Raw genomic sequence first — 23,512 nt, 5'->3', positions numbered from 1 at the left:
AAGCTTGGCAAGGCAATGTTGATTGATCCTTTTCTGCCGTGCAGCGTTTGTTCCGCCGGCGCCGCGCGCACTACTTTTGAAAGCCGCACCATGTCCAGCCAGTACCCTGACGCCCCGCCCCGCTTTTCCATGCCCCCGCCGCCGGTCACCAATACGCCGCTGGAATTCATGCCCACGCACGATCTATCCTTTTGGGACAGCGATGTGACATCGGGCTGCATGGTGTCGCTCGATGCCGCCGTGTCGTTCAAGGATGGCTACCCTTCCTTGCGCATCGACCTGCCAGCCGGCTTGCCTGCCGGTACCGTCGTGAAAGTGGGCACGACAGGCGCTGCTGGCAAGGGCCAGCCGCGCATTCCGTTCAACTGGGATTTGCAACGCTTTTCCTTCGCGCTGCGCTCGACGAATGCCGCCATCATGCAGACGGGGGGCATGATTTACCTGGGCAACAGCGATTACAGCAGTTTCTGGTCCGGCTTCCTGAATGCCTTGCATTACGGCGGTTCCGCCGCCGCCGACACCTTGATGTTCGTCAACAATGAGTGGTGGGTGCCCAAGCTGGCCACGCCGCTCGATAGCGAGGGCACGCCCACGGCACAAAACCTGTCGCGCGGGAAATTTACCGTGCAGCTGACCGCCGCCACGACGCAGCCGGAAACCATCTGGCTGGGCATGGTTGCGGCGTTGCCGAAGCGTAAATTGCCCACCGTCATCTTGTCCTTTGACGATGGTTATGCGTCCTGGGATACGTATTTGATGGAGCGGCTGAAATATTATGATTTGCCGGCCTCGTTTGCCATCGTCACGTCCCTGCTGGGGCAGCCCGATTACATGTCGGCCGAGCGCATGAAGGTGCGCTTCGACGATCCGTCGCGCCTGTTCGACTTTACCCTGCACCAGAGCGTGCACGACAATGTGGCGGTCCAGGGTTCGGCCCAGTACGTCACTGCGCTGCAGGTGGGGCGGGACAAGATGCGCGCTGCCGGTATCGGCGGCGACGGGCCATCGCACCATGCGTGGGTCGAATCGCTGTGGACGAATACGGCCATCAACGCCATGCGCGCCGCCGGTTTCCTGTCGGCGCGCGGCGCCGGCTATACGGCCGAGCGCGGCTTTGACCAGATGTTTTTCACTGGCAACGACAAGGATGCCTACATCCTCAACACCTCCACGGTCAACCTGACAAACGACGCCAGCTTTGCGCAAGTCCAGGCGGCGATCCAGACGGCGGTGGGCGACGACAGCTTTGTGTTTGTCAACGGCCACGATATCGTCAGGACGCCAACGTCCGACTACCAGACTTCGTATGCGGTCATCGATGAATTGCTGGCATGGCTGGCGGGGCAAGTGGCTGCCGGCGCGCTGCAGGTGGTGTCGCATAGCCGCTGGTTTGCCGATACGACGGGCAGGGTGACGGACCGGCGCTGATCGCCCCGGGAGCAGGGCTGCGCCGGCGCCTCAGGCGTCGGCCAGCAAGTTCTTCGGCAGGGCCACCGACACCAGCTTCCAGTGCCACAGGCCGTCGCGCGCCAGGGTCAGTTCGCCGATATGGCTTTTGCTGTGGGCGCGCTGCACCACGACGCTGTCCCAGGAGGTGTAGCGCAGTTTGTAGTCGGGCTTGGTATTGCGCTTGCGGCCGCTGATGTCGCTGACCTTGGCGAGCGGTTTTTCGTAGCGGTCATTGAGCTTCATCAAGGCGACGATGCCCTCAGGCATCAGCATGGTATCGAGCAAGGGGTCGATGACGTCGGGACTGATGTCGTCGGCCACTTCGGGCGCCGAAAACAGGGTGTGCAGTTGTTGCCCGAGGCTGCCGCGCAACTGGGGCAGGTCGATATGCGCAGCGAGGGCCTGGGTATCCTCGTCCATCGTTGCCGTGCGAATCTTGTTCATGGTGAAATACGGGCTGCCATAGAAGACGCCGGCCAGCGCGACCAGTGCCACTACAGCGAGAAGCATCATTCTTTTCATCGTGCGATCTCTCGGATGCCTGGCGACCCGGTGCGCCTGAAGTGTTGGCATTCTACATAATATTTCCCAAAATCAATATAGAGGTTTAAGTAAGTGTTGTTTTAGATCAAGTTTCTTTAAAGTAATTCCGGCGGCAAGGTGATGTCCGTCAGTTTCCAGTCCCAGATGCCATGGCGGCGCAGCAAAAACTGGCTGGCGGCGGGTCCGGCGCCGCTGCGCCGCAGCACCACTTCGTTCCACGAGCGGTACGCCATGCCGAAGTCGTGGCGCTTGCCGTCCGCCCCGTGCTTGCCATGCAGGATCAATACCGTGATGCCGGGCGGCGAGACGATGGTGTCGAGCATTTCCTTGAAATCGTCCTCATTGGTCGTTTCGCCGGCCGCCCGCAGCTGGCGCGCCACGCTGGCGCGCACGGCGGGCAGGTCGGCCTGCTGCGCCAGGTTTTCCAGGCGCACGGATTTCGCCGCGATACTGATGCGGTACATGGCGATATAGGGGCTGACCCAGGTGAAGCCGATGGCGGCGACGGTAAAAATGAGTGCGGTGGCGTACTTTCTTTTCATGCTATGGCTCGTTGGGTCGCAGCTTGCACGCGGGGGTCAATAGCCGCCAAGGATCTGGTATTCCAAACCTTGATTTCCTGCGCTGCGTATCTGGATCCGGATTTTCCGGAAGGTGACTTCCGCGGGAAAACTGGTGATCTCAAACGACAAGTCTTGCGAAAACGACGGCCGTGCCAGGTCGCCTGCATATTCTCTGTAGGCAATGCGCAAGGTGTGATTGCTGTAGCCCTGGTATAGCAACTGCGAATTGATGGACCTGTCGATAGGCGCGGTTTCCACTCCCGGGCCGAATTTGATGCCGGGGTTGACATCTTCGTGCCACCACATCAGATCGCTGGCGACCATCACCTGGTCCAGCAGGCCATCATTGTTGCGGTCGGCAAAACAGGCATTCCTGGTCATCCCGGGCAGCAGCATGTTGAAGACCTGGCGTTCGGTGCAGTAAGCGGGCTTGCCTTCAATATCGGCGCGGTACAGGAAGTCGCCCTCGATGACGGCAACACGTCCTCCGCCGATGGACACGGCGCGTCCATCGTAGATCTGATACCCCGTTTTGCTTGTGTACTGGAAGGTGGACAATAGTGCTTCACCAGCAGTGACCTTTGAAACGATGTTCAGTTGCGGATCATGGCCGATGCGCTCCATCGTGCGGGTCGTCTCGCGGACTTCCATGGTGGCACATCCGCTGAGTAGCAGCGCAGCGATGGCGACGCGGTATAACTTTTTCATTGATTTCCTTGTTTGTCTTGGGCGCGCTCATGCACAAGCCGGCGCGATTAAGGGGAAGGGTAGCTAAATATTGCCAAATGATAAGTTCAGTTGCCTATGAAAGAAAGGGAAAATGCGCTTTTTTCCATTGTGACGGACGATGGCGGACCTCGATCAGCTGCATGGGCGGCGGATGGTGTAGCATTCGTGCCGGCGCGGACCATCGCGCCGCAATATTGAGGACAACCATGAATATCACTATCAATCAGGTGCTGCAGTCGTATATCGACCCGCTCACCGCCAGCGAGTACGCGGCGCTCGAGCGCAGCCTGCTGGCCGAAGGCTGCCGCGATGCGCTGGTGCTGTGGAACGACGTGCTGATCGACGGGCATAACCGCTACGCCATCTGCCGCCAGCACGGCATCGAATTCAAGACCATCCAGAACACCAGCTTTACCTCGCTCGACGACGTCATGCTGTGGATGATCGACAATCACCTGGCGCGCCGCAGCGTGTCGGACTTCCAGCGCGGCGTGCTGGCCCTGCGCAAGAAGGAAATTGTCGCCGCGCGCAGCCCGGCGCCCGTCAGCGCCCAGGATGCGCCGGACGGCGAAAACGCGCCGAAGGCACCCATGAGCACGCGCGAAGAGGTGGCCAAGGCGGCGAGATTGAGCAGCAACCAGATCAGCCAGATCGAGAAGATCCAGAAGGCGGCGTCGCCGGAACTGGTGGAAGCCGTCCGCTCGGGCACGATCTCGATCAATGCGGCGGCCACCGTGGCATCCCTGCCGCCGGAAGAACAGGTGGCGGCTGTCGCCGGCGGCAAAAAACTGCTGCGCCAGGCGGCCAAGGAAATCCGCGAACAGCGCGCCGCCACGCGCACGCCGCGCGAGCCGAAGGCGCCCCACGTGTCGCAGGATACGCCGGAAACGGGCAACGAGCCGTGGGCCGAGAACGCCTCGCAGGCGCCGTCCGAAGCGGAACGCCTGCGCGGCGAGATCGCCAGCCTGAAACAGAAGGTGGCGCAGCTGCAGGCGGAAAATGTGGAGTTGAACCAGCGCATCGCGGCCCTGATTGACGCATCCTGATCTGGAGTTTTGGCATGTTACATAGCAGTGCCCTGTTTGCCTCAGTTGCTGTCGCCAGTATTCCCGTGCTGGCCGCACCCGCTGTTTCTGTCAAGGACATGGCCCGCTGGCAGGCGCAGGCGGCCAATGTCAGCATCGCGCGCGATACGTGGGGCATTCCCCACGTGACGGGAAAGACGGATGCGGATGCCGTGTTTGGCCTGATGTATGCGCAGGCCGAAGACGATTTCCCCCGCGTGGAACTCAATTACATCAACGCCATGGGGCGCCTGGCGGAAGTGGAGGGCGAGCGGGAGCTGTACCGCGACCTGCGCATGAAGCTCTTCATCGACCCGCTTGAGCTGCAGGCGCAGTACCGCGCCAGCCCGGCGTGGCTGCGCAAGTTGATGGACGCCTTTGCCGATGGCCTGAATTTTTACCTGGCCACGCATCCGCAGGTCAAACCGCGGCTGATTGCGCATTTCGAGCCGTGGATGGCCTTGAGTTTCAGCGAGGGCAGCATCGGCGGCGATATCGAATCGATCAACCTGGCGCAGCTCGAAGCGTTTTACGGCCAGCAGGCCAGTCCTGCCGCCGTGGCGCTGGCCAGCATCGAGACCGGGTTGGATTCCGAGCCTAGCGGCTCGAACGGCTTCGCCATCGCGCCCGCCATCACCAAAAATGGCCATGCGCTCTTGATGATCAACCCGCACACCTCGTTCTACTTCCGTCCCGAAGTGCAGGTCACCAGCGACGAAGGCTTGAACGCGTATGGCGCCGTCACCTGGGGCCAGTTCTTCGTCTACCAGGGTTTTAACGACCGCCTGGGCTGGATGCATACCTCGGGCGGCGGCGACGTCATCGACGAATACCTGGAAAGCATCGTCGACAAGGACGGCGCCTGGTTCTACCGCTATGACGGCGGCTTGCGGCCCTTGAAAACCGTGCCCATCACCTTGCCCTACAAACTGGCCGATGGCGGCATGGCATCGAAGACCATCACCGTCCACTACAGCCACCACGGCCCCATCGTGCGCGCGCAGGATGGTAAATGGGTGGCCGTGCGCCTGATGCAGGAACCGTTGAAGGCTTTGATGCAGTCGTACGCGCGCGCCAAGGCGCGCGATTATGCTGCGTTTTATCAAACGATGGAATTGCGCACGAATTCGTCGAACAACACGGTGTATGCGGATGCGGATGGCAATATCGCTTACTTTCACGGCAATTTCATCCCCGTGCGCGACCCGCGCTTCAACTGGAAGCGGCCCGTCGACGGCAGCGACCCGGCCACGGAATGGCAAGGGCTGCACACGGTGGCGCAAACCATCACCCTGTTCAATCCGAAGAATGGCTGGATCCAGAATACGAACAACTGGCCGTATTCGGCGGCCGGCGCCCACAGCCCGCGCCAGAGCGACTATCCCGCCTACATGTCCGTGTATGGCGAAAACGCGCGCGGCCTGCATGCCGTCAAGGTTTTCCAGAACCAGAAGGATTTCACGCTCGACAAGCTGATCGCCGCCTCGTACGACAGCGAACTGACGGCCTTCGAAGCGCTGTTGCCGCCCCTGTTCGCGGCATACGATGCGCTGCCGGCGAGCGCCGCGCACAAGCTGGCGCTGGCCGACAAGGTGGCCTTGCTGCGGGCCTGGGACTGGCGCTATGCGCTGGACTCCACCGCCACCTCGCTGGCCGTGTTCTGGGGCCAGGAGCTGGCCGAGCTGGCAGGAAAACAGGCGCGCGAGCAGGGCGTGCCCGTCGTCGATTTTCTGGCGACGGACAAGGTCACGGCGACGCAGCGGCTGGCGGCATTGGCCAGCGCCGCCGATAAACTGCAGCGCGATTTCGGCAACTGGCAAACGCCGTGGGGGGAGATCAACCGCTTCCAGCGCCTGACGGGCGACATCGTGCAGCCGTTTGACGATGCGCAAGCCAGCCTGCCCGTGCCTTATGCGTCGGGCAACTGGGGGGCGCTGGCCGCGTATGGACAGAGCAGCAAGAGCACCACGCGCAGGATTTACGGCGAGCGGGGCAACAGCTTTGTGGCGGCCGTGGAATTCGGCCCCCGCATCAAGGCGAAAAGCATCCTCGCCGGCGGCCAGAGCGGCGACCCGAAGTCGCCCCACTTCCGGGACCAGGCGGCCATGTATGCGCGCGGCGAATTCAAGGATGTGCTGTTTTATCCCGAGGACGTGGCGAAGCACCTGGAGCGCAGGTACCACCCCGGAAAATAGCTGCCGGGCGTATCAAATCGCGTCGAGCGCCGTGCGCAGGTCATGGCGCAAATCCTCGATATCCTCGATCCCCACCGACAGGCGGATCAAGCCATCGCCGATGCCCAGCCTGGCCCGCTGCCCGGCCGGGATGCTGGCATGCGTCATCAGGGCAGGGTGCTCGATCAGGCTTTCCACGCCGCCCAGGCTTTCGGCCAGGGCGAACACCTCGCAGCGTTCGAGGAAGCGCCGCGCGCCCGCCAGATCCGTATCGAGGTCGATCGAGATGATGCCGCCGAAGCCATCCATCTGGCGCCGCGCCAGCGCGTGCTGCGGGTGCGAGGCCAGTCCCGGATAAAACACCTTGCGCACTTCCTTTTGCTGTTCCAGCCACTGCGCCAGGGCCAGGGCGCTTTCGCAATGGCGCTGCATGCGGATGGCCAGGGTTTTCACCCCGCGCAGGGCCAAAAAGCTGTCGAACGGCCCGGCAATCGCGCCCACGGAGTTTTGCAAAAAGCCCAGCTGCTCGCGCCATTCCGCCTGACGTTCTTCCGCGCCGACGATGGCGATGCCGCCGATGATGTCCGAGTGGCCGTTCAAATACTTGGTGGTCGAATGCACGACGATATCGAAGCCGTGCTCCAGGGGGCGCTGCACCAGCGGGCTGGCAAACGTGTTGTCCGCCACGGCGAGGATGCCCCGTTCGCGGCAGATGTCGGCAATGGCCCGCAAATCCGCCAGTTTCAGCATGGGGTTGGTGGGCGTTTCCACCCATACCATCTTCGTTTCCGGGCGCAGCGCGGCCAGCAGGTTTTCCGGATTCGTCAGGTCGACATACGTGAATTCATGACCGGCCGAGCGGCGGCGCACGCGCTCGAATAAACGGTAGGTGCCGCCGTACATGTCGTCGCCGGCGACGATGTGGCTGCCCGCGTCCAGCAATTCCAGCACGGACGAGATGGCGGCCAGGCCCGAGGCGAAGGCGAAGGCCGCACTGCCGCCTTCCAGGTCGGCCACGCAGCGCTCCAGCGCCCAGCGCGTGGGGTTGTGCGAGCGGCCGTAGTCCAGGCCTTTATGTACGCCGGGGCTGTCCTGCACGAAGGTGGAGGTGGCGTAAATGGGCGGCATGATGGCGCCCGTCGACGGGTCGGGCGACTGGCCGGCGTGGATGACGCGGGTGGCGAGGCGGCTCTTGCGGGGCGTTTGTTGGCTCAAGATAGTGTCCTGCGTAAGTGGTTGAGAAGGTCGAAGCGGGTGATCAGGCCATAGAAGGCGCTGTCGTCGGCGACGACGGCCGTCAAGCCCCGGTCCAGGGTGGCGCGCAGGGCGGGCAAGCCGCTGGACGGCGCCAGGGTTTCGATCTGCGTCGTCATGGTGGCGCCCACCAGACCCGCGAAATGCGCGGCGTCGCCGGAGACGTGCAGCAGCAAGTCCGATTCGTCGAGGATGCCGACCAATTGGCCGCCGTCGATGACGGGCAGCTGCGCCAGGTCGCTGGCGCGCATGCGGTTGAAAGCCGTGAGCAGGGTGTCGCCCGGCGCCACGCTGACCACGTCGCCCTCGTCGTAGCGGCGTCCGATCAGGTCGCGCAAGTCGCCGGACAAGGCGCGCTGCAACAGGCCCTGGTCGCGCATCCAGCCGTCGTTGTAGACCTTCGACAGATAGCGCGTCCCCGTGTCGCACACGAAGGTGACGACGCGTTTGGGCGTGGTCTGTTCGCGGCAGTACTTGAGCGCGGCGGCCAGCAGGGTGCCCGTTGACGAGCCCCCTAAAATGCCTTCGGCGAGCAGCAGGGCGCGCGCGGAATCAAAACTTTCCTGGTCGCTGATGGTGTAGGCCTTGGTGACGCTGGCCATGTCGGCAATCGAGGGAATGAAGTCTTCGCCGATGCCTTCGACGGCCCACGAGCCGCTCGTGTCCGACACCTTGCCCGTGTCGATGTATTCGGTGAGGATGGAGCCTTGCGGGTCGGCCAGCACGAATTCCAGCTTCGGCTGCGCCTTGCGGAAGTAGCGCGTCAGGCCCGTCAGGGTGCCGGAGGAGCCGACGCCGACGACGATGGCGTCCACGTCATGGCCGCTTTGCTCCCAGATTTCGGGCGCCGTCGTCGTTTCGTGGGCCAGCGGATTGGCGGGATTGTTGAACTGGTCGGCAAAGAAGGCGCCTGGCAGTTCGCGCGCCAGGCGCGCCGCGTAATCCTGGTAGTACTCGGGATGGCCCTTGCCCACGTCCGAGCGCGTGGTGTGCACTTCGGCGCCCAGGGCTTTCAGGTGCAGCACTTTTTCCGTCGACATCTTGTCGGGGACGACAAGGATCACGCGGTAGCCCTTGATGCGGCCCACCAGCGCCAGGCCGATGCCGGTGTTGCCAGCTGTCGCCTCGACGATGGTGCCGCCCGGCTGCAAACGGCCGTCGGCTTCGGCCGCTTCGATGATGGACAGGCCGATGCGGTCCTTGATGGAACCGCCGGGATTTTGCGATTCCAGTTTCAGGAACAGCTGGCACAGGCCCGTGTCGAGCCTGGTCACTTCGACCAGTGGGGTGTTGCCGATCAGCTTGTATAGCGCTGGCGGCCGGGATGGGGATGGCATTCGATCATTCATGGTGGCTCCTGTCAGAGAAACAGCCGCTCCGGATTGTGTCCCGAGCCGCCTTCCGTGCCGCGCAGTGTAGGCGGGTGCACGGGTGCGGCGAACGAATGTTTGCATGCTTGCATATGCGGCTTTCGCATATCAGCTGCAGCGCGGCTACAGCGTGCGCGCTTCGAGTATGCGCCGTTTTCAGCCCGCATGCCGCGCCAACGGCACGACTATTAAGCTGCCGCAAGCCCGCCATTGCGATTTATAATCACGCCTCGAAAAGGAACTAAACAGTATCCTGAAAACCAGACGAACAGGGCAGGCGGCAGTGGCAAAACTTTATTTCCGGTATTCCGCGATGAACGCGGGCAAGTCGACGGCCTTGTTGCAGGTCGCGCACAACTATGAAGAGCAGGGCCAGCAGGTGCGCCTGTACACGGCCGCCATCGACAGCCGCTACGGCGTGGGAAGGGTCACTTCGCGCCTGGGCCCGCAGCGCCAGGTCGACATCTTCCATGCCGATACGAATTTCCTCGATGCAATTCCCCAGGTCGCTTGCCTGCTGGTTGACGAAGCGCAATTTCTCAGCACGGCACAAGTGCAACAATTGCACCAACTGGCGCAAGTGAAGGGCGTGCCCGTCATCTGCTACGGCTTGCGCACGGATTTCAAGGGCGAACCGTTCCCCGGCTCGGCCTATCTGCTGGCGCTGGCCGACGATATCGAGGAATTGAAGAATATCTGCACTTGCGGCAAGAAAGCCACGATGAACATCCGCGTGGATGAGCAGGGCCGCCGCATCAAGGAAGGCGAGCAGATCAGTATTGGCGGCAACGAAAGTTACCGCCAGGCGTGCGGACGCTGTTTCTATGCCTGATTTACAACGCCTAGCAAAACCGTAGCGAGCGGAAGGAAGTTGTGGTTGAGAAGCGCAACTGTACGAAGGTACAGTGAGCATCGCAGACCGCAAATTACGACGCGCAGTAGGTTTTGACAGGTGTTCTTATTCGGCGACGGGCGCGCCTACATCGGCATCATCCGCCAGCGCCAGGTCGCCCCGCTCGAAGGCGGCGAGGATGTCATTCGCGCGCGCCACGTCGTGTTCGCGCACCATCACGCGGGCGCCGCCGATGGCGGCCGCCAGCAGCATGTCGGCCTGCATGTGCTGGTCATCCGTCAGCAGCACGTCGATGCCGGCGGCGGCCAGGCAGCCGCGGATGACGTGCGCATCCGTGGGGATCATCAGCCGGGCAATTAAAACGTAGTCGTCGTGCATGGTGCCTCCTGGCAAGGTAGATTCATCCCCATCTTAGCACCGGGCCAGTCCTTACAGCTTGAACACGCCTACCACCTGGTTCAGTTCCTGCGCCTGCTCCTGCAAGGCGTCGGCCGCCGCGGCCGCTTCTTCCACCAGGGCCGCGTTCTGCTGGGTCACCTGGTCCATCTGGGCGATGGCCTGGTTGACTTGCTCGATGCCGCTGCGCTGCTCTTCGCTCGCCTGGGCGATTTCGGCCATGATGGTGCTCACTTGCTGCACGCTGGCCACCACCGTGTCCATGGTGGCGCTGGCCTGGCTCACTTGCGCATGGCCCAGGTCCACCGTGCTGGCGGACGCCTGGATCAAATCCTTGATGTCTTTCGCCGCTGCCGTCGAGCGCTGCGCCAGGGTGCGCACTTCCGTGGCGACGACGGCAAAGCCGCGTCCCTGTTCACCGGCGCGCGCCGCTTCCACAGCCGCGTTCAAGGCCAGGATATTCGTCTGGAAGGCGATGCCGTCGATGACGCCGATGATGTCGGCGATCTTGCCCGACGAGCTGCGGATGGCATCCATGGTGCTGGCCACTTGCGCCACGGCCGCGCCGCCTGCCGCTGCCAGGCTGGACGAGTCATGCGCCAGCCGGCTTGCCTGTTGCGCGTGATCAACGTTCTGGCGCACGGTGGAGCTCAGTTCTTCCATCGAGGCGGCCGTTTCTTCCAGCGAGCTGGCTTGCTGCTCCGTGCGGCTCGACAAATCCAGGTTGCCGCTGGCGATTTCACCGGACGCCGTGGCGATCTGCCCGGCGCTGCCGCGTACATTGCTGACCACTTGCGACAGGTTGTCGCTGATGCGGTTCATGGCGAGCAGCAGGCGGCCGATTTCGTCCAGGCTGCTGGTATCGAGGTGCACCGTCAGGTCGCCGGCGGCGATTTGCGCGGCGGCCGTTTCGGCGGCGGCCAGCGGGCGCGACACGAGGGTGCGCACCAGCCAGTACAGCAGCAGGGCGAAGACAAGCAGGGCGATGAAGCCGGAAATGGCCAGCTGGTTGCGCATCTGGCGCGCTTCCAGGGTGATCTCATCCGTGAACGTGCCGCCCGCGATGATCCATTGCCAATCCTTGAATTGACGGTAAAACAGCTGCTTTTCGCGCGCGCTGGCACTCGTTTCGCCCGGCGCCGTCCACGTGTAGCGCATGGCGCCATCCTTTTGCGCCAGCATGTCCTGGATGAACAATCGGCCGTCGCTGGCCTTGAACTCGAGCGCGCTCTTGCCTTCGCTGTTCGGGTGCAGCACCAGGTGGCCGTAATTGGCGCCGGGCGCCGTGTCGACGATATAGATGTAGCCCGTCTGGCCGATCTTGACCTGGCGAATCTTCTCTTTCAGCATGGCCAGATTCTTGCTGATATCGAGGCCGATGAACAGCACGCCCACCACCTTGCCGCCCGCATCGCGCACGGGGTCATATTGCGTGATGTATTGCTTGCCAAACAGTGTTGCCATGCCAACGAAGCGCTGGCCGGCGCGCAGCGGCGCATAGCTGGGATGGTTGTGGTCGAGCTGCGTGCCGACGGCCCGTTCGCCATCCTGCTTTTTCAGCGAGGTGCTGATGCGCACGAATTCATCGCCATTGGCGGCGAAGATGGTGGCGATCACGCCCGTTTGCGCCGTGTAGCGGTCGACCACGACCGTGTCGAGGTTGAGCACCTTGCCGCCGTTGGCCAGGGCGGGCGTGGCCTTGCCGGCCACGGCCACCATCGCACCCGCGTCGACCGTGAACGGGCCGGGAAATTCGGCAGCGAACAGACGCGCGAAGCTGGCCGCCTCGTTGACCATGGCGGTATGAAATACTTCCGTGGTCGTCATGACGCTATTGAGTTCGCTGGTGACGGCCGCTTCGGCGCGCTGTTCCAGGGCATTGGAGGTGCGGATGCTGGTCAAGGCCGTCAGGCTGGCGAGGATCAGGCTGACCAGCGCAAACGTGAAAATGGTGATCTTGCCGCCGACACTCCAGTGGCGGGGGGAGAAGGAAATTGTAGGCATAGTGTGAGTCTGGCAAAGGGTAATCAGCTCGGCCATTCCTGGTCATGACATGACACGCGGGGAGGGGATCTGGTGGGGAATGCGTTTGAAACGGAGGCGCGCAGGCTGTCGGGCCGCGCACAGGCAAGCTGAATTTCAGGGCGCGATGATAGCATGTTGCTTGTGTTTTGTTACTAAGTGTTTCCCGCAGGAATCATTTCTTTTGCGTAAAAACATCATCTGCGTCAAGAATTGCAAAGACTGGCTATTGACTTTTTTGATTTCATTAATGAATGTTTCTGTTCGTCACTGGCGGATGATGCGATTTTTGTCACGAATGTTTCACTTTGTAATGAATGACACGCTGCCTTTAATCCGCGTTTAAGCTTCCAGGAAGAAACTGATATTCCATGGGAGACTGCCAGGCCGTATCCTGTAGAATAATATGCAGACCAGTCGTGTATTCCCCTTACTGTCTTGCTGGCTGGCGCATGCCTATCTGCGCCGCCTGGAATTGATTCAACTAATTTTCGGAGAAGCCGATGAAGAAGCAAATGATGCTGGTCACCCTGGTGCTTGCCCTGTCAGCCCACGCTGGCGCAGCCCAGACGGACAAGAGCGCCGCTCCTCCGCTACCCATGAAGCCGCTGGCCCAGCAAACGCAGGCCGCCTTGTGGGCATCGCGCGTATTGACACGCGTCCATTACAAGGCCATGCCGCTCGACGACGCCATGTCGGAGAAAATCTTCGATCGCTACTTCAAGTCCCTGGACGCGGAAAAACTGTTTTTCGTGCAAGCCGACGTCGACCGTTTCGCGCCGCTGCGCACCAAGCTCGATGACGCCATCATCAATGAAGACTTGACGGCGCCGTTTGCCATCTACAACCTGTACCAGCAGCGTTTCGACGAGCGCATGGCGTATGCGCGTGAATTGCTGAAAACCAAGTTCGACTTCACGGCCGACGAGAGCTACCAGCTCGACCGCGAAAAGGCTGCCTGGCCGAAGAATGACGAGGAAGTGCGCGACCTGTGGCGCAAGCGCGTCAAGAACGACTGGCTGCGCCTGAAACTGGCGGGCAAGGAAGACAAGGCCATCCGCGAGACCCTGGACAAGCGCTATGAAAGCTATACGACCCGTTCGCGCAAGCTCAACAGCGAAGACGTGTTCCAGATTTTCATGAATTCGTACGCCATGTCGATCGAGCCGCATACCAATTACCTGGGCCCGCGCGCGTCGGACAACTTCGACATCGCCATGCGGCTGTCGCTCGAAGGCATCGGCGCCGTGCTGCAGACGCGCGACGAATACACGGTGGTGCGCGAAGTCGTGCCGGGCAGCCCGGCCGGCCTGTCGGGCAAGCTGAAAGTGGGCGACCGCATCGTCGGCGTGGGGCAGGGCGAAAGCGGCCCCATCACCGAAGTGCTGGGCATGCGCATCGACGACGTGGTGCAGCTGATCCGCGGCGCCAAGGATTCCGTGGTGCGCCTCGACATCCTGCCGGCCGACGCCGGCCCGGACGCCAAGCACGTGGTCTTGCCGCTGGTGCGCAAGAAAATCAGCATGGAAGAGCAGGCGGCGAAGAAATCGATCATCGAAGTGCGCGATAACGGCGTCAAGCGCCGCATCGGCGTCATTTCCCTGCCGACGTTCTACCAGGATTTCGAAGCGCGCCGCCGCGGCGACAAGGACTTCAAAAGCGCCACGCGCGACGTCAGCCGCTTGCTGGCCGAGTTGAAGAAAGACAAGGTCGACAACGTCCTGATCGACTTGCGCAACAACGGCGGCGGTTCGCTGAACGAAGCCGTTGAACTGACGGGCCTGTTCATCGACAAGGGCCCTGTCGTGATGCAGCGCAATGCCGAAGGCAAGGTCGAAGTGGAAAGCGATACGAATGCCGGCCTGGCCTGGGATGGCCCGATGGGCGTGCTGATCAACCGCGGCTCGGCTTCCGCTTCCGAGATTTTCGCCGCCGCCGTGCAGGACTATGGCCGTGGCGTCATCATCGGCGAAGGCAGCTTCGGCAAGGGCACGGTGCAGACCTTGTTCAACCTTGACCGTTTCGGCGGCAGCGAGAAAGCCCGTTTCGGCGAGCTGAAAATGACCATCGCCCAGTTCTTCCGCATCAATGGCGGCACCACGCAGTTGCGCGGCGTCACGCCCGACATCAAGCTGCCAGCCATGTCGGACGCGGAAAACTTCGGCGAGTCGAGCTATGACAATGCCCTGCCATGGGTCGCGATCAAGCCGGCGCCCTACATACCGACGGGCGACCTGAAGGAGATCGTGCCGCTGCTGGACAAGAAACATGATGCGCGCGTGGCCAAGGACAAGGATTTCCAGTACTTGCTCGATGACATAGCCCTCGTCGTCAAGCAGCGCAAGGAAAACCAGATTTCGCTCAATGAAACCGTGCGCCGCAAGGAGCGCGATGCCCAGGAAGCGCGCGCCAAGGCCCGTGAAAAACGCCTGATCGCGCAGATTTCGAACCCTGCCGACGACCTGGTGGTGATTCCGGATCCGAAAGACGTGCTGAAGGGCGCGAAAGCGGCCAACAAGACGGCCAAGCAGATCGCCGCCGTGAAGGGCGCCTTGCGCACGGACGACGGCTTGCAGGGCGACGAACGGGCGCTGAGTGCCGAACTGGACGCTGAAACGGCCGCGAAGAGCGCGAAGGACGTGCTGTTGAACGAAGCAGCGCGCATCCTGGCCGACGAAGTTGCGCTGATCAAGGCCGATAGCCGCATGGCGTCGAAGGTCTTGCCATATGGCGCGGACGGCAAGGCGACGCCGGTGACGGCAGCGAAATAAGGCTTGTGGTCGCGTAAGAAGCCGGTTCCTTGCGGAGCCGGCTTTTTTTTTGCGCCATCAGTTATCTGTCTGGCGTATTTCTATCATTCCAACAATCAATTGGATTGATATGCCGCGACGCAGCATAATGCACCCGTCTCCTCTATTCTCCTCCAAGAAAATAGATTCAGCCCGCTCCCGCAGCGGGCTTTTTTTTGCCTTGCTTTTTGCGTGGCGCCCGCCGCGTTCCCTCAAGTCCGCCCTCCGCATGCCGCTGCAAGCGTTCAATCCCGACTGAAATTGTCGGGAATCGCTCAGATTTGCTCCGTTATACATTTTCCATTCTTGTTATATTCCCACAAAGAAATTTTCTTTGGCTTTCTGTAATGGCAGCGCGGTCTAGCGCGGCAGCAAAGCGCGTTATCCGCCACGCAGTGCGCTGTCCCATGGCTGCCTGCGCCTGATGCATAGCGCCCGATGCCGGCACCGCATGCTTTTTCCTTCTTTATTCATTCCGTCATGCCGCCAGCGGCGACCGAGAGGCTTATCTTGCGTTGTAAACTTCTTCCCCTGACCCTGCTGCCCTTGCTGGCGCTGATACAGACCGCCTGGGCCGTCGATCCCCCCAGTGCGGGCAGCCAGTTGCAGCAGATTCCCGTGGCGCCCTCGCTGCCGAAAGCGCCGCCCGCCATCCGCGTGCAGCAGGGCAACGTGCCCGCCGCCACGGTGGGCGACAGCACGCGCATCACGGTGCAGCGCCTGCAGATCACGGCACCGCCAGTCTTCACCGAGAGCGAACTGGTGGCCGCCTCGGGGTTTACTGCAGGCAGCGAGCTGACCCTGGGCGAGCTGCGCGCCATGGCGTCCAACATCGCCAGCTATTACCAGAATCGCGGCTATTTCCTCGCGCAAGCCTATCTGCCCGCGCAAGATATCAAGGATGGCGTCGTCACGATCAGCGTGTTGCCAGGCCAGTATGGCCAGGTGCAACTGCGCAACCAGAGCAATCTGTCCGACGGCCTGGCCGGCACCGTGCTGGCGGGCCTGGACGGGCAGGTGATCGCCACGGCGCCGCTGGAACGCCGCTTGCTGCTGCTGTCGGATTTGCCGGGCGTGCAGGTCAGCTCGACGCTGGCGCCGGGCGCCTCGCTGGGGGCGTCCGACCTGATCGTCGACGTGCAGCCGGGCTCGCGCTTCAACGGCAGCATCGACCTGGATAACCAGGGCAACCGCTACACGGGCCGCAACCGCATCGGCGCCACCCTGAATATCAATGAACTGGCCGGCATCGGCGACGTGGCCACCGTGCGCGCGTTCACCTCGGCCGACGGCCTGAACTATGGCCGCCTGGCCTACCAGGGGCAGGCGGGCTTGCTGCGCCTGGGCGGCGCCTACACCTATATGGACTACAAGCTGGGCAAGGAATTTGCCGTGCTCGACGCCAAGGGCACGGCGAAGATCGCCAGCGCCTATGGCAGTTATCCGCTGATCCGCTCGCGCAGCAACAACCTGTATGCACAGGTCAGCTATGACGACAAGACTTTCCAGGACCGCACGGAGTCGACGGGCAGCGTCAACGACAAGAAGGCCAAGGTGTGGATGCTGAATCTGAATGGCGACAGCAAGGATGGCTGGGGCGGTGGCGGCGCCAGCACGTATTCGCTGACCTTTACCACGGGCAAGATCGATATCGAGACGCCGGCAACCTTGGCGCTCGACCGCGCGACGGTGAACAGCAACGGCCACTTCAACAAGCTGGCCTTCAACGCGGCGCGTGTGCAAAGCCTGGGCGGCGAGACGAGCTTGTTCGGCACCGTCAGCGGCCAGGCGGCGTCGAAAAACCTCGATGTGTCGGAAAAGATGGGCGTGGGCGGCGTGGGCGGCGTGCGCGCCTATCCGGGCGGCGAAGCGTATGGCGACCAGGGCTATGTGCTGAATGTGGAGCTGCGCCAGAACGTGACGGCGTTCACGGCCTTTCCCGGCCAGCTGCAAGTGCTGGCCTTTGCCGACACGGGCACCGTCAAGCTGAACCGCGATGCCTGGAGCGCCGGCGACAACCGCCGCACCCTGAGCGGCGCGGGCGTGGGCGTGACGTGGACGGGCGCCAACGCGCTCGTGCTGAAGGCGTATTACGCGCACAAGCTGGGCAATGCCAAGGCGACCTCGGCACCGGATGCGGCAGGCCGCTTCTGGTTGCAAGCCGTCAAGTACTTTTAAATATTAATACAAGCTAAAACATCAGGACACTGCCATGAACCGCATCTACCGCTCCATCTGGAACCAGGCCATCGGCGCGTACGCCGCCGTTTCCGAAAACGTCAAATCCGCCGGCAAGCGCTCGATGCCGGGCAGCAGCGGGGGCGGCGCGCATTTCGCCCTGACCGGCATGGCGGCGGCGCTGATGCTCGGCTATGGCTCCCTGGCCCTGGCGGGGCCGGCGGGCGGCACGGTGGTGGCGGGCCAGGCGACGATCAACGGCGCGCCGGGCAATACCGTGATCCAGCAGGGCAGCCAGCATGCCGTCATCAACTGGGCCAGTTTCAATATCGGCAAGGGCGAATCGGTGCAGTTCCAGCAGCCCAACAGCAATGCGGTGGCCCTGAACCGCGTGCTGGGCAGCGACGGCACGACCATCCTGGGCAAGCTGTCGGCCAACGGCAAGGTGTTTATCGTCAATCCGAACGGCGTGCTGTTCGGCCACAGCGCGTCCGTGAACACGGCCGGCCTGGTGGCTTCCACACTGGATATCAGCAATGCCGACTTCATGGCGGGCAAGTACCAGTTTTCCGGCAATGGCAGCGGTAAAGTCTTGAACCAGGGTAACATCAGCGCGCCGGGCGGCTATGTGGCCTTGCTGGGCGCAAACGTATCGAACGAAGGCACGATCCAGGCGCGCCTGGGCTCGGTGGCCCTGGCGGCGGGCAGGGCCATCACGCTGGACGTGGCGGGTGATGGCTTGCTGAACGTGGCGGTGGACCGGGGCGCCGTGGGCGCTCTCGTGAATAACGGCGGCTTGATCCAGGCCGATGGCGGCAGCGTCGTCCTGACGGCGCAGGCGGCGGGCGACTTGCTGAAAACCGTCGTCAACAACACGGGCGTGATCGAGGCGCACAGCATCGACACGCGCGGCGGCACGATCAAGTTGCTGGGCGACATGCAAAGCGGCACGGTGAACGCGGCCGGCACCCTGGACGCCAGCGCGCCTGCGGGCGGCAATGGCGGCTTCATCGACACCTCGGCCGCGCACGTGAAGATCGACGACGCGCTGAAGGTGAGCACGGCCGCGATGAAGGGCACGACGGGCATGTGGCTGATCGATCCGACCGATTTCACGATCGCGGCATCGGGCGGCAACCAGACCGGCGCGTTTTACAGCAATGCGCTCAAGTCCAGCAATGTCACCATCGCAACGGTCGCCAGCGGCGGCGCGGCAGGCGATATCCATGTCAACGACACGATCAGCTGGTCGGCCAACAAGCTGACTTTGACGGCGCACAATAATATCAATATCAATGCGCCGCTGCGCGGTGCCGGTACGGCCAGCCTGGCGCTCGAGTATGGCCAGCGCGGCGTCGCCGCCGGCAACCTGTCCACCTACAACGTGAAGGCGGAAGTGGACTTGCCATCGGGTAATAGCTTCAGCACCAGGCAGGGCACGGATGGCGCAGTGATCAGCTATACGGTGATCAACAGCACAGGTGCGGCTGGCAGCCTGAGCGCAGCCGATTTGCAGGGCATGAATGCCAACCTGGGAGGCAACTATGCGCTGGGCCGCCATATCGACGCCAGTGCCACGCTCGACTGGGACGGCGGCAAGGGCTTCGTGCCCATCGGCAACACAGGGACGCCATTCCTGGGCAGGGTTGACGGCCTGGGCCATGACGTCACGGGATTGTCCCTCACCCGGCTGACGGACTATGCCGATGTCGGCATGTTTGGCGCCATCGGCGCGTCGGGCGTGGTGCGCAACCTCAATCTCGTCAACACTCGGATACAGGCGCCGGAAGGCAAGTACGGGCAGATCCGGATGGGCATGCTGGCGGCAAGAAACGCGGGCTTGATCGATAACGTCAGTGCGTACGGCGAACTGAAGCTGACGGGGTATATTTACGCGGGCGGCCTGGTGGGCGTGAATGGCGGCGTGATCAACAACAGCCGCAGCAGCGGCAGTATCGAACACACTCCCAATTACGGTGGCGGAGCTGCCGGGCTGGTTGCTGAAAATGAACGTGGCGGCAGCGTCAGCAACAGTAGCAGCAGCATGAAGGTGACCGTAGTCAAGGGCACGGCCGGCGGGCTGGTGCTTGAAAACGCTGGCACCATCGCGAAGAGCTTTGCCACGGGCGACGTCGCGGGCGATGTCTTTACGGGCGGCCTGGCGGCATTCACCTCAGGCAATATCAGCGACAGCCATGCGACGGGCAGCGTGACGGGCAGTTCCATCGCCGGCGGATTGGCTGGCCGGCTGGGCGGGATGATCAGCAACAGCTATGCGACCGGCAATGTCTACTCTTCCGGCGATGTGCAGTCCGAGCAGGGTTTTGGCGGCCTCGTCGGTGATGTTTATGCGGGCAGGATCAGCAACAGCTATGCCACTGGCAGCGTCAATGCGGGCAACTATGCGGGCGGCATCGTCGGCCGGAACCGGGGGAGTGTGGACAATGTCTATTCCTTCGGCGCGGTCAATGCGCAGCACGATAACCGGGGCGGCATCGTTGGCTACAATGATTTCGGTGGCAACGTGAGCAATGCCTATTACAACAGCAGCGCCAACCACGGCCTGACGGGCCTGGGCCAAGGCAATGGCAGAACGAGCAATATCGTCGGCTTGACGGACCTTGCAATGGGTGATCCTGCAAGTTATCCAACATTCAATTTCACGACGACGGCTGGCGCCACGGGCAACAATTGGGTGACGGTGGGATCGAACGGCGGCATGAACGGCAAGGGCGGCACGTTGCCGATGTTCAGCGGCGAGTACTCGACCACCATCAATTCCGCGCACCAGCTGCAACTGATGGCGATGGACAAGACGGCAGCCTATACCCTGGGCAGCAGCTTCAGCGCGGGGGCGACGGCCGGCGGCGATATCTGGCTCGGCAAAGGCTTCGTGCCTGTCGGTGACGCCGCGTCGCCGTTCACGGGCAGCCTCAATGGCGCCGGCCACATCATTTCCGACTTGCGTATCTTCCGGCAGGGGAGCGCTGCAATCGGCCTGATCGGCATTCTCGGCAAAAATGGCAGTATCTCGGATCTGGGCTTGAGCGACGCCCGGATCACCGGCGGCAGCGATGTGGGCGCGCTCGCCGGCGCGAACGCGGGCAAAATCAGCGGCAGTTTCGTTACCGGCAATGTCACGGGCGATGCGCAGGTCGGCGCCCTCGTGGGCAGCAATACGGGCGAAATTGTCGACAGTTACGCGCTGGGCAGCGCGACGGGCGGCGTGAATGTGGGCGGCCTGGCTGGCGACAGCCGCGGCGGCAGCATCCGTAACAGCTATGCGGCCGTTGCCGTCAGCGGCGCAGCGGGGGTTGGCGGGCTGGCAGGCGGCGCCTCCGCCGCCGATGCCACGGGCAGTTACTGGGATACGCAGATCAGCGGGCAGGCCGGCAGCCAGGGCGGCACGGGCTTGAGTTCGGCCGATTTGAGAAAACTGGCCAACTACAACGGCAGCAACGGCGCGGGTAGCCCGGCGTGGGACTTGAACAATACCTGGGTGATTTACGAAGGACAGAGCACGCCATTGCTGCGTTCCTTCCTGACGCCCCTGGTGGTGACGGTGTCGCATAGCAGCAAGGTCTATGATGGCCTCGCCAGCGATCCCGTCACCGTAAGCTATTCCAGGGTGGTCGATCCTTCCCTGCTGCAAGGCTCGTTGACATATGACAATGCGTCCGGTAGCCCGGTCAATGCCGGCAATTATGTGGTGCGGGCCAGCGGCGTGTATTCCACGGCCCAGAATGGCTACCTGATTAGCTATGTCGATGGCGGCGTGACCATTACGCCACGCCAGATCAGCCTGAATGGCGTTTCGGCGGGCAACAAGGTGTATGACGGCAACACCTCTGCCGTGCTGGCTGGCGGCAGCCTCAGTGGCGTGCTGGGCGATGACGTGGCCAAGCTGAGCTTTTTGCTGTCCGGCTCGTATGCCAGCAAGAATGTCGGCAACAATCTCGCCATTACGGCCAGCGTCACGTTGGGCGGCAGTGCGGCCGGCAACTACACGCTGGCGCCAATCGGCGACTTCAGCGGCGCGATCACCAAAGCCACCATCAGCAGCGTGACGGGCATCAAGGCCGATGACAAGGTGTATGACGGCGGCCTGGGGGCCAGTCTGAGCGTCGCTTCGGCGGTCTTGCACGGCATGGTGAGCGGCGACAGTCTTGCCGTGGTCACTGCCAGAGGCAATTTCGCGGACAAGAATGCGGGCAGCGGTAAAACGGTGTATGTCAGCGATATCGTGCTGGCTGGCGCCGACAGCGGCAACTATATCCTGGCCGCCACGGACGCCGTCATCACGGGCACCATCCGGCCCAAGGCGCTGACGCTCGGCGGCGTCGCCGCGCAAGATAAAGTCTACGATGGCAATGCCGACGCGCGCGTGACGGGCGGCACATTGAGCGGTTTCGTCGGCTCGGAAAACGTGATCTTGTCTGGCCTGAGCGGCTATTTTTCGGACAAGAACGCCGGCAACGGCAAGGCCGTGACGGTGGGCGCCGTGCTGGCCAGCGATACGGGGCTGGCCAGCAACTACACGGTGGCCAACCCGGACGGCTTGACGGCCAGCATCACGCCCAAGGCCCTGACGGTGACGGGCGCGGTGGCGGGCGACAAGGTCTATGACGGCACGCGCCTGGCCAGCGTCAGCGGCGGGGTTCTGTCCGGCCTGGTCGAAGGCGAACGCCTGGACATCGCCGGGATGGCGGCCAGCTTCGGCGACCAGAACGCGGGCAAGGCCAAGGCGGTGACGGTGACGGGCACGACCCTGGCCGATACGGCCAGCGGTTTGGCCAGCAACTACACGGTGGCCAACCCGGACGGCTTGACGGCCAGCATCACGCCCAAGGCCCTGACGGTGACGGGCGCGGTGGCGCTCGACAAGGTCTACGATGGCACGCGCCAGGCCAGCATCAGCGGCGGCGTACTGTCCGGCCTGGTTGAAGGCGAGCACCTGGACATCGCCGGGATGACGGCCAGCTTCGGCGACAAGAACGCGGGCAAGGCCAAGGCGGTGACGGTGACGGGCACGGCCCTGGTCGACACGGCCAGCGGCTTGGCCGGCAATTACACGGTGACCGATCCGAACGGCTTGACGGCCAGCATCACGCCCAAAGCCTTGACGGTGACGGGGGCGGCGGCGCTCGACAAGGTCTACGACGGCACGCGCCAGGCCAGCGTCAGCGGCGGTGTGCTGTCCGGCCTGGTCGAAGGCGAACGCCTGGGCGTGACCGGGATGACGGCCAGCTTCGGTGACAAGAACGCGGGCAAGGCCAAGGCGGTGACGGTGACGGGCACGACCCTGGCCGACACGGCCAGCGGTTCAGCCAGCAACTACACGGTGGCGAACCCGGGCGGCTTGACGGCCAGCATCACGCCGGCGGCGCTGACGGTGGGTATCACGGGTATCAACAAGGTTTACGATGCGAGCGTCGCTGCCAGCGTGAACTGGCGCGACGACCGTCTTGCCGGCGACCAGCTGAGCATCAGCAGCAATGCTGCCCAGTTTGCCGACAAGAATGCGGGACAGGGCAAGACGGTACGCGTGGATGGCATACGCCTGAGTGGCCTGGACGCCGGCAATTATGTGGTCAACACGGCGGCGGCGGCGCGGGCCGATATTACGCAGGCGAAATTGACCGTGACGGTGAACAATGCCGAGAAAGACCAGGGGCGCCCTAATCCTGTCTTTGACGTCGGCTATGCGGGCTTGCTGGCAGGCGACAGCGTGGCATCGGAACTGCGCGGCGAACTGCTGTTCAGTACGGAGGCTGGCGCGGGTTCGCCGGCCGGCAACTATAAGGTTGCCGCCGCAGGGCAGACGTCGAACAACTATGCGATCGGCTATGTCGCCGGCAGCTTGAAGGTGAAGCCGGCGGAAGCCTTGCGCAATGCGCTGACGGCAGCGGCCGCTTCCGTCGCCGCCGTGCCGTTGGCGGGCAATATGGTGGTCGCGGAGCATGCCCATGGCGGCAAAGCGGCGGCTGGCCCTGCCGCGCCTGTCGTGGCCAGCGTGGCCGGCCAGGCATCCCGCCAGGTGCTGCCGGGCTTGCAATTGAGCGTGCTCGACGGCGGTATCCTGTTGCCGGCCGGCATGACCAGCGGCCCGGCCATGCCGTAACAGCCAG

The 23,512-nt window shown here is 63.0% G+C and carries 14 protein-coding genes; 7 read left to right on the top strand and 7 right to left on the bottom strand.

All coding sequences use genetic code 11. The annotated features are described in order from the left end of the window. Window positions 1-90 precede the first annotated feature (90 nt). Entirely contained in the window at window positions 91-1,428 is a 1,338-nt protein-coding gene (locus VPH40_RS05820; protein ID WP_180278752.1) for a polysaccharide deacetylase family protein, read from the top strand. A 30-nt stretch (window positions 1,429-1,458) separates the two neighbouring features. On the opposite strand, the gene VPH40_RS05815 is transcribed toward VPH40_RS05820, so the two are convergent. The 3 genes from VPH40_RS05815 to VPH40_RS05805 all read right to left on the bottom strand — a co-directional run bounded on the left by VPH40_RS05815 (window position 1,459) and on the right by VPH40_RS05805 (window position 3,263). Continuing rightward, window positions 1,459-1,962 (bottom strand): DUF2939 domain-containing protein, encoded by a 504-nt coding sequence (locus tag VPH40_RS05815; RefSeq protein WP_180278753.1) that lies wholly within the window; start codon window positions 1,960-1,962, stop codon window positions 1,459-1,461. Window positions 1,963-2,087: 125 nt separating this feature from the next. After that, window positions 2,088-2,534, bottom strand: coding sequence for a DUF2939 domain-containing protein (locus tag VPH40_RS05810; RefSeq protein WP_328572951.1), 447 nt, complete (start codon window positions 2,532-2,534; stop codon window positions 2,088-2,090). A gap of 36 nt (window positions 2,535-2,570) precedes the next feature. Then, window positions 2,571-3,263, bottom strand: a complete 693-nt coding sequence (locus tag VPH40_RS05805; RefSeq protein ID WP_251348258.1) for a hypothetical protein — start codon at window positions 3,261-3,263, stop codon at window positions 2,571-2,573. A 227-nt stretch (window positions 3,264-3,490) separates the two neighbouring features. Between VPH40_RS05805 and VPH40_RS05800 the strand changes: the two genes are divergently transcribed. Both VPH40_RS05800 and VPH40_RS05795 read left to right on the top strand, forming a co-directional pair. Continuing rightward, the gene (locus tag VPH40_RS05800; protein WP_328572950.1) at window positions 3,491-4,330 is read left to right on the top strand and encodes a hypothetical protein; all 840 of its coding nucleotides are present in this window, start codon (window positions 3,491-3,493) and stop codon (window positions 4,328-4,330) included. Window positions 4,331-4,344: 14 nt separating this feature from the next. Beyond that, window positions 4,345-6,543 (top strand): acylase, encoded by a 2,199-nt coding sequence (locus tag VPH40_RS05795; protein WP_328572949.1) that lies wholly within the window; start codon window positions 4,345-4,347, stop codon window positions 6,541-6,543. A 12-nt stretch (window positions 6,544-6,555) separates the two neighbouring features. Here VPH40_RS05795 and VPH40_RS05790 read toward each other — a convergent pair whose 3' ends face one another. Then, entirely contained in the window at window positions 6,556-7,737 is a 1,182-nt protein-coding gene (locus VPH40_RS05790) for a trans-sulfuration enzyme family protein (RefSeq protein WP_305052393.1), read from the bottom strand. Beyond that, window positions 7,734-9,125: a pyridoxal-phosphate dependent enzyme gene (locus VPH40_RS05785; RefSeq protein ID WP_442906616.1), complete on the bottom strand. Its 1,392-nt coding sequence runs from the start codon at window positions 9,123-9,125 to the stop codon at window positions 7,734-7,736. The genes VPH40_RS05790 and VPH40_RS05785 overlap by 4 nt, the downstream gene beginning before the upstream one ends. 304 nt (window positions 9,126-9,429) lie before the next feature. Here VPH40_RS05785 and VPH40_RS05780 point away from each other — a divergent pair, with 304 nt between their 5' ends. Beyond that, window positions 9,430-9,978: a thymidine kinase gene (locus tag VPH40_RS05780; protein ID WP_099667472.1), complete on the top strand. Its 549-nt coding sequence runs from the start codon at window positions 9,430-9,432 to the stop codon at window positions 9,976-9,978. A 126-nt stretch (window positions 9,979-10,104) separates the two neighbouring features. Here the strand turns inward: VPH40_RS05780 and VPH40_RS05775 are convergent, their stop codons facing one another. Then, entirely contained in the window at window positions 10,105-10,377 is a 273-nt protein-coding gene (locus tag VPH40_RS05775; RefSeq protein WP_099667473.1) for a putative signal transducing protein, read from the bottom strand. Between the two features lie 51 nt (window positions 10,378-10,428). Then, entirely contained in the window at window positions 10,429-12,399 is a 1,971-nt protein-coding gene (locus VPH40_RS05770) for a methyl-accepting chemotaxis protein (protein WP_328572948.1), read from the bottom strand. A gap of 521 nt (window positions 12,400-12,920) precedes the next feature. Here VPH40_RS05770 and VPH40_RS05765 point away from each other — a divergent pair. From VPH40_RS05765 to VPH40_RS05755, 3 genes are all read left to right on the top strand, one after another. Continuing rightward, window positions 12,921-15,188: a carboxy terminal-processing peptidase gene (locus VPH40_RS05765; RefSeq protein ID WP_289910528.1), complete on the top strand. Its 2,268-nt coding sequence runs from the start codon at window positions 12,921-12,923 to the stop codon at window positions 15,186-15,188. 528 nt (window positions 15,189-15,716) lie between these two features. Continuing rightward, window positions 15,717-17,384 carry a ShlB/FhaC/HecB family hemolysin secretion/activation protein gene (locus VPH40_RS05760; RefSeq protein WP_328572947.1) on the top strand — a complete coding sequence of 556 codons (1,668 nt, stop codon included), beginning with the start codon at window positions 15,717-15,719 and terminating at the stop codon, window positions 17,382-17,384. 34 nt (window positions 17,385-17,418) lie between these two features. After that, window positions 17,419-23,505, top strand: coding sequence for a YDG domain-containing protein (locus VPH40_RS05755; RefSeq protein ID WP_328572946.1), 6,087 nt, complete (start codon window positions 17,419-17,421; stop codon window positions 23,503-23,505). Window positions 23,506-23,512 lie beyond the last annotated feature (7 nt).

The organism is Janthinobacterium sp. P210005 (assembly GCF_036231865.1).
Taxonomy (GTDB): domain Bacteria; phylum Pseudomonadota; class Gammaproteobacteria; order Burkholderiales; family Burkholderiaceae_D; genus Janthinobacterium; species Janthinobacterium kumbetense.
Note: the sequence above shows the minus strand (reverse complement) of the source record. Positions and strands in the feature narration are given on the sequence as shown.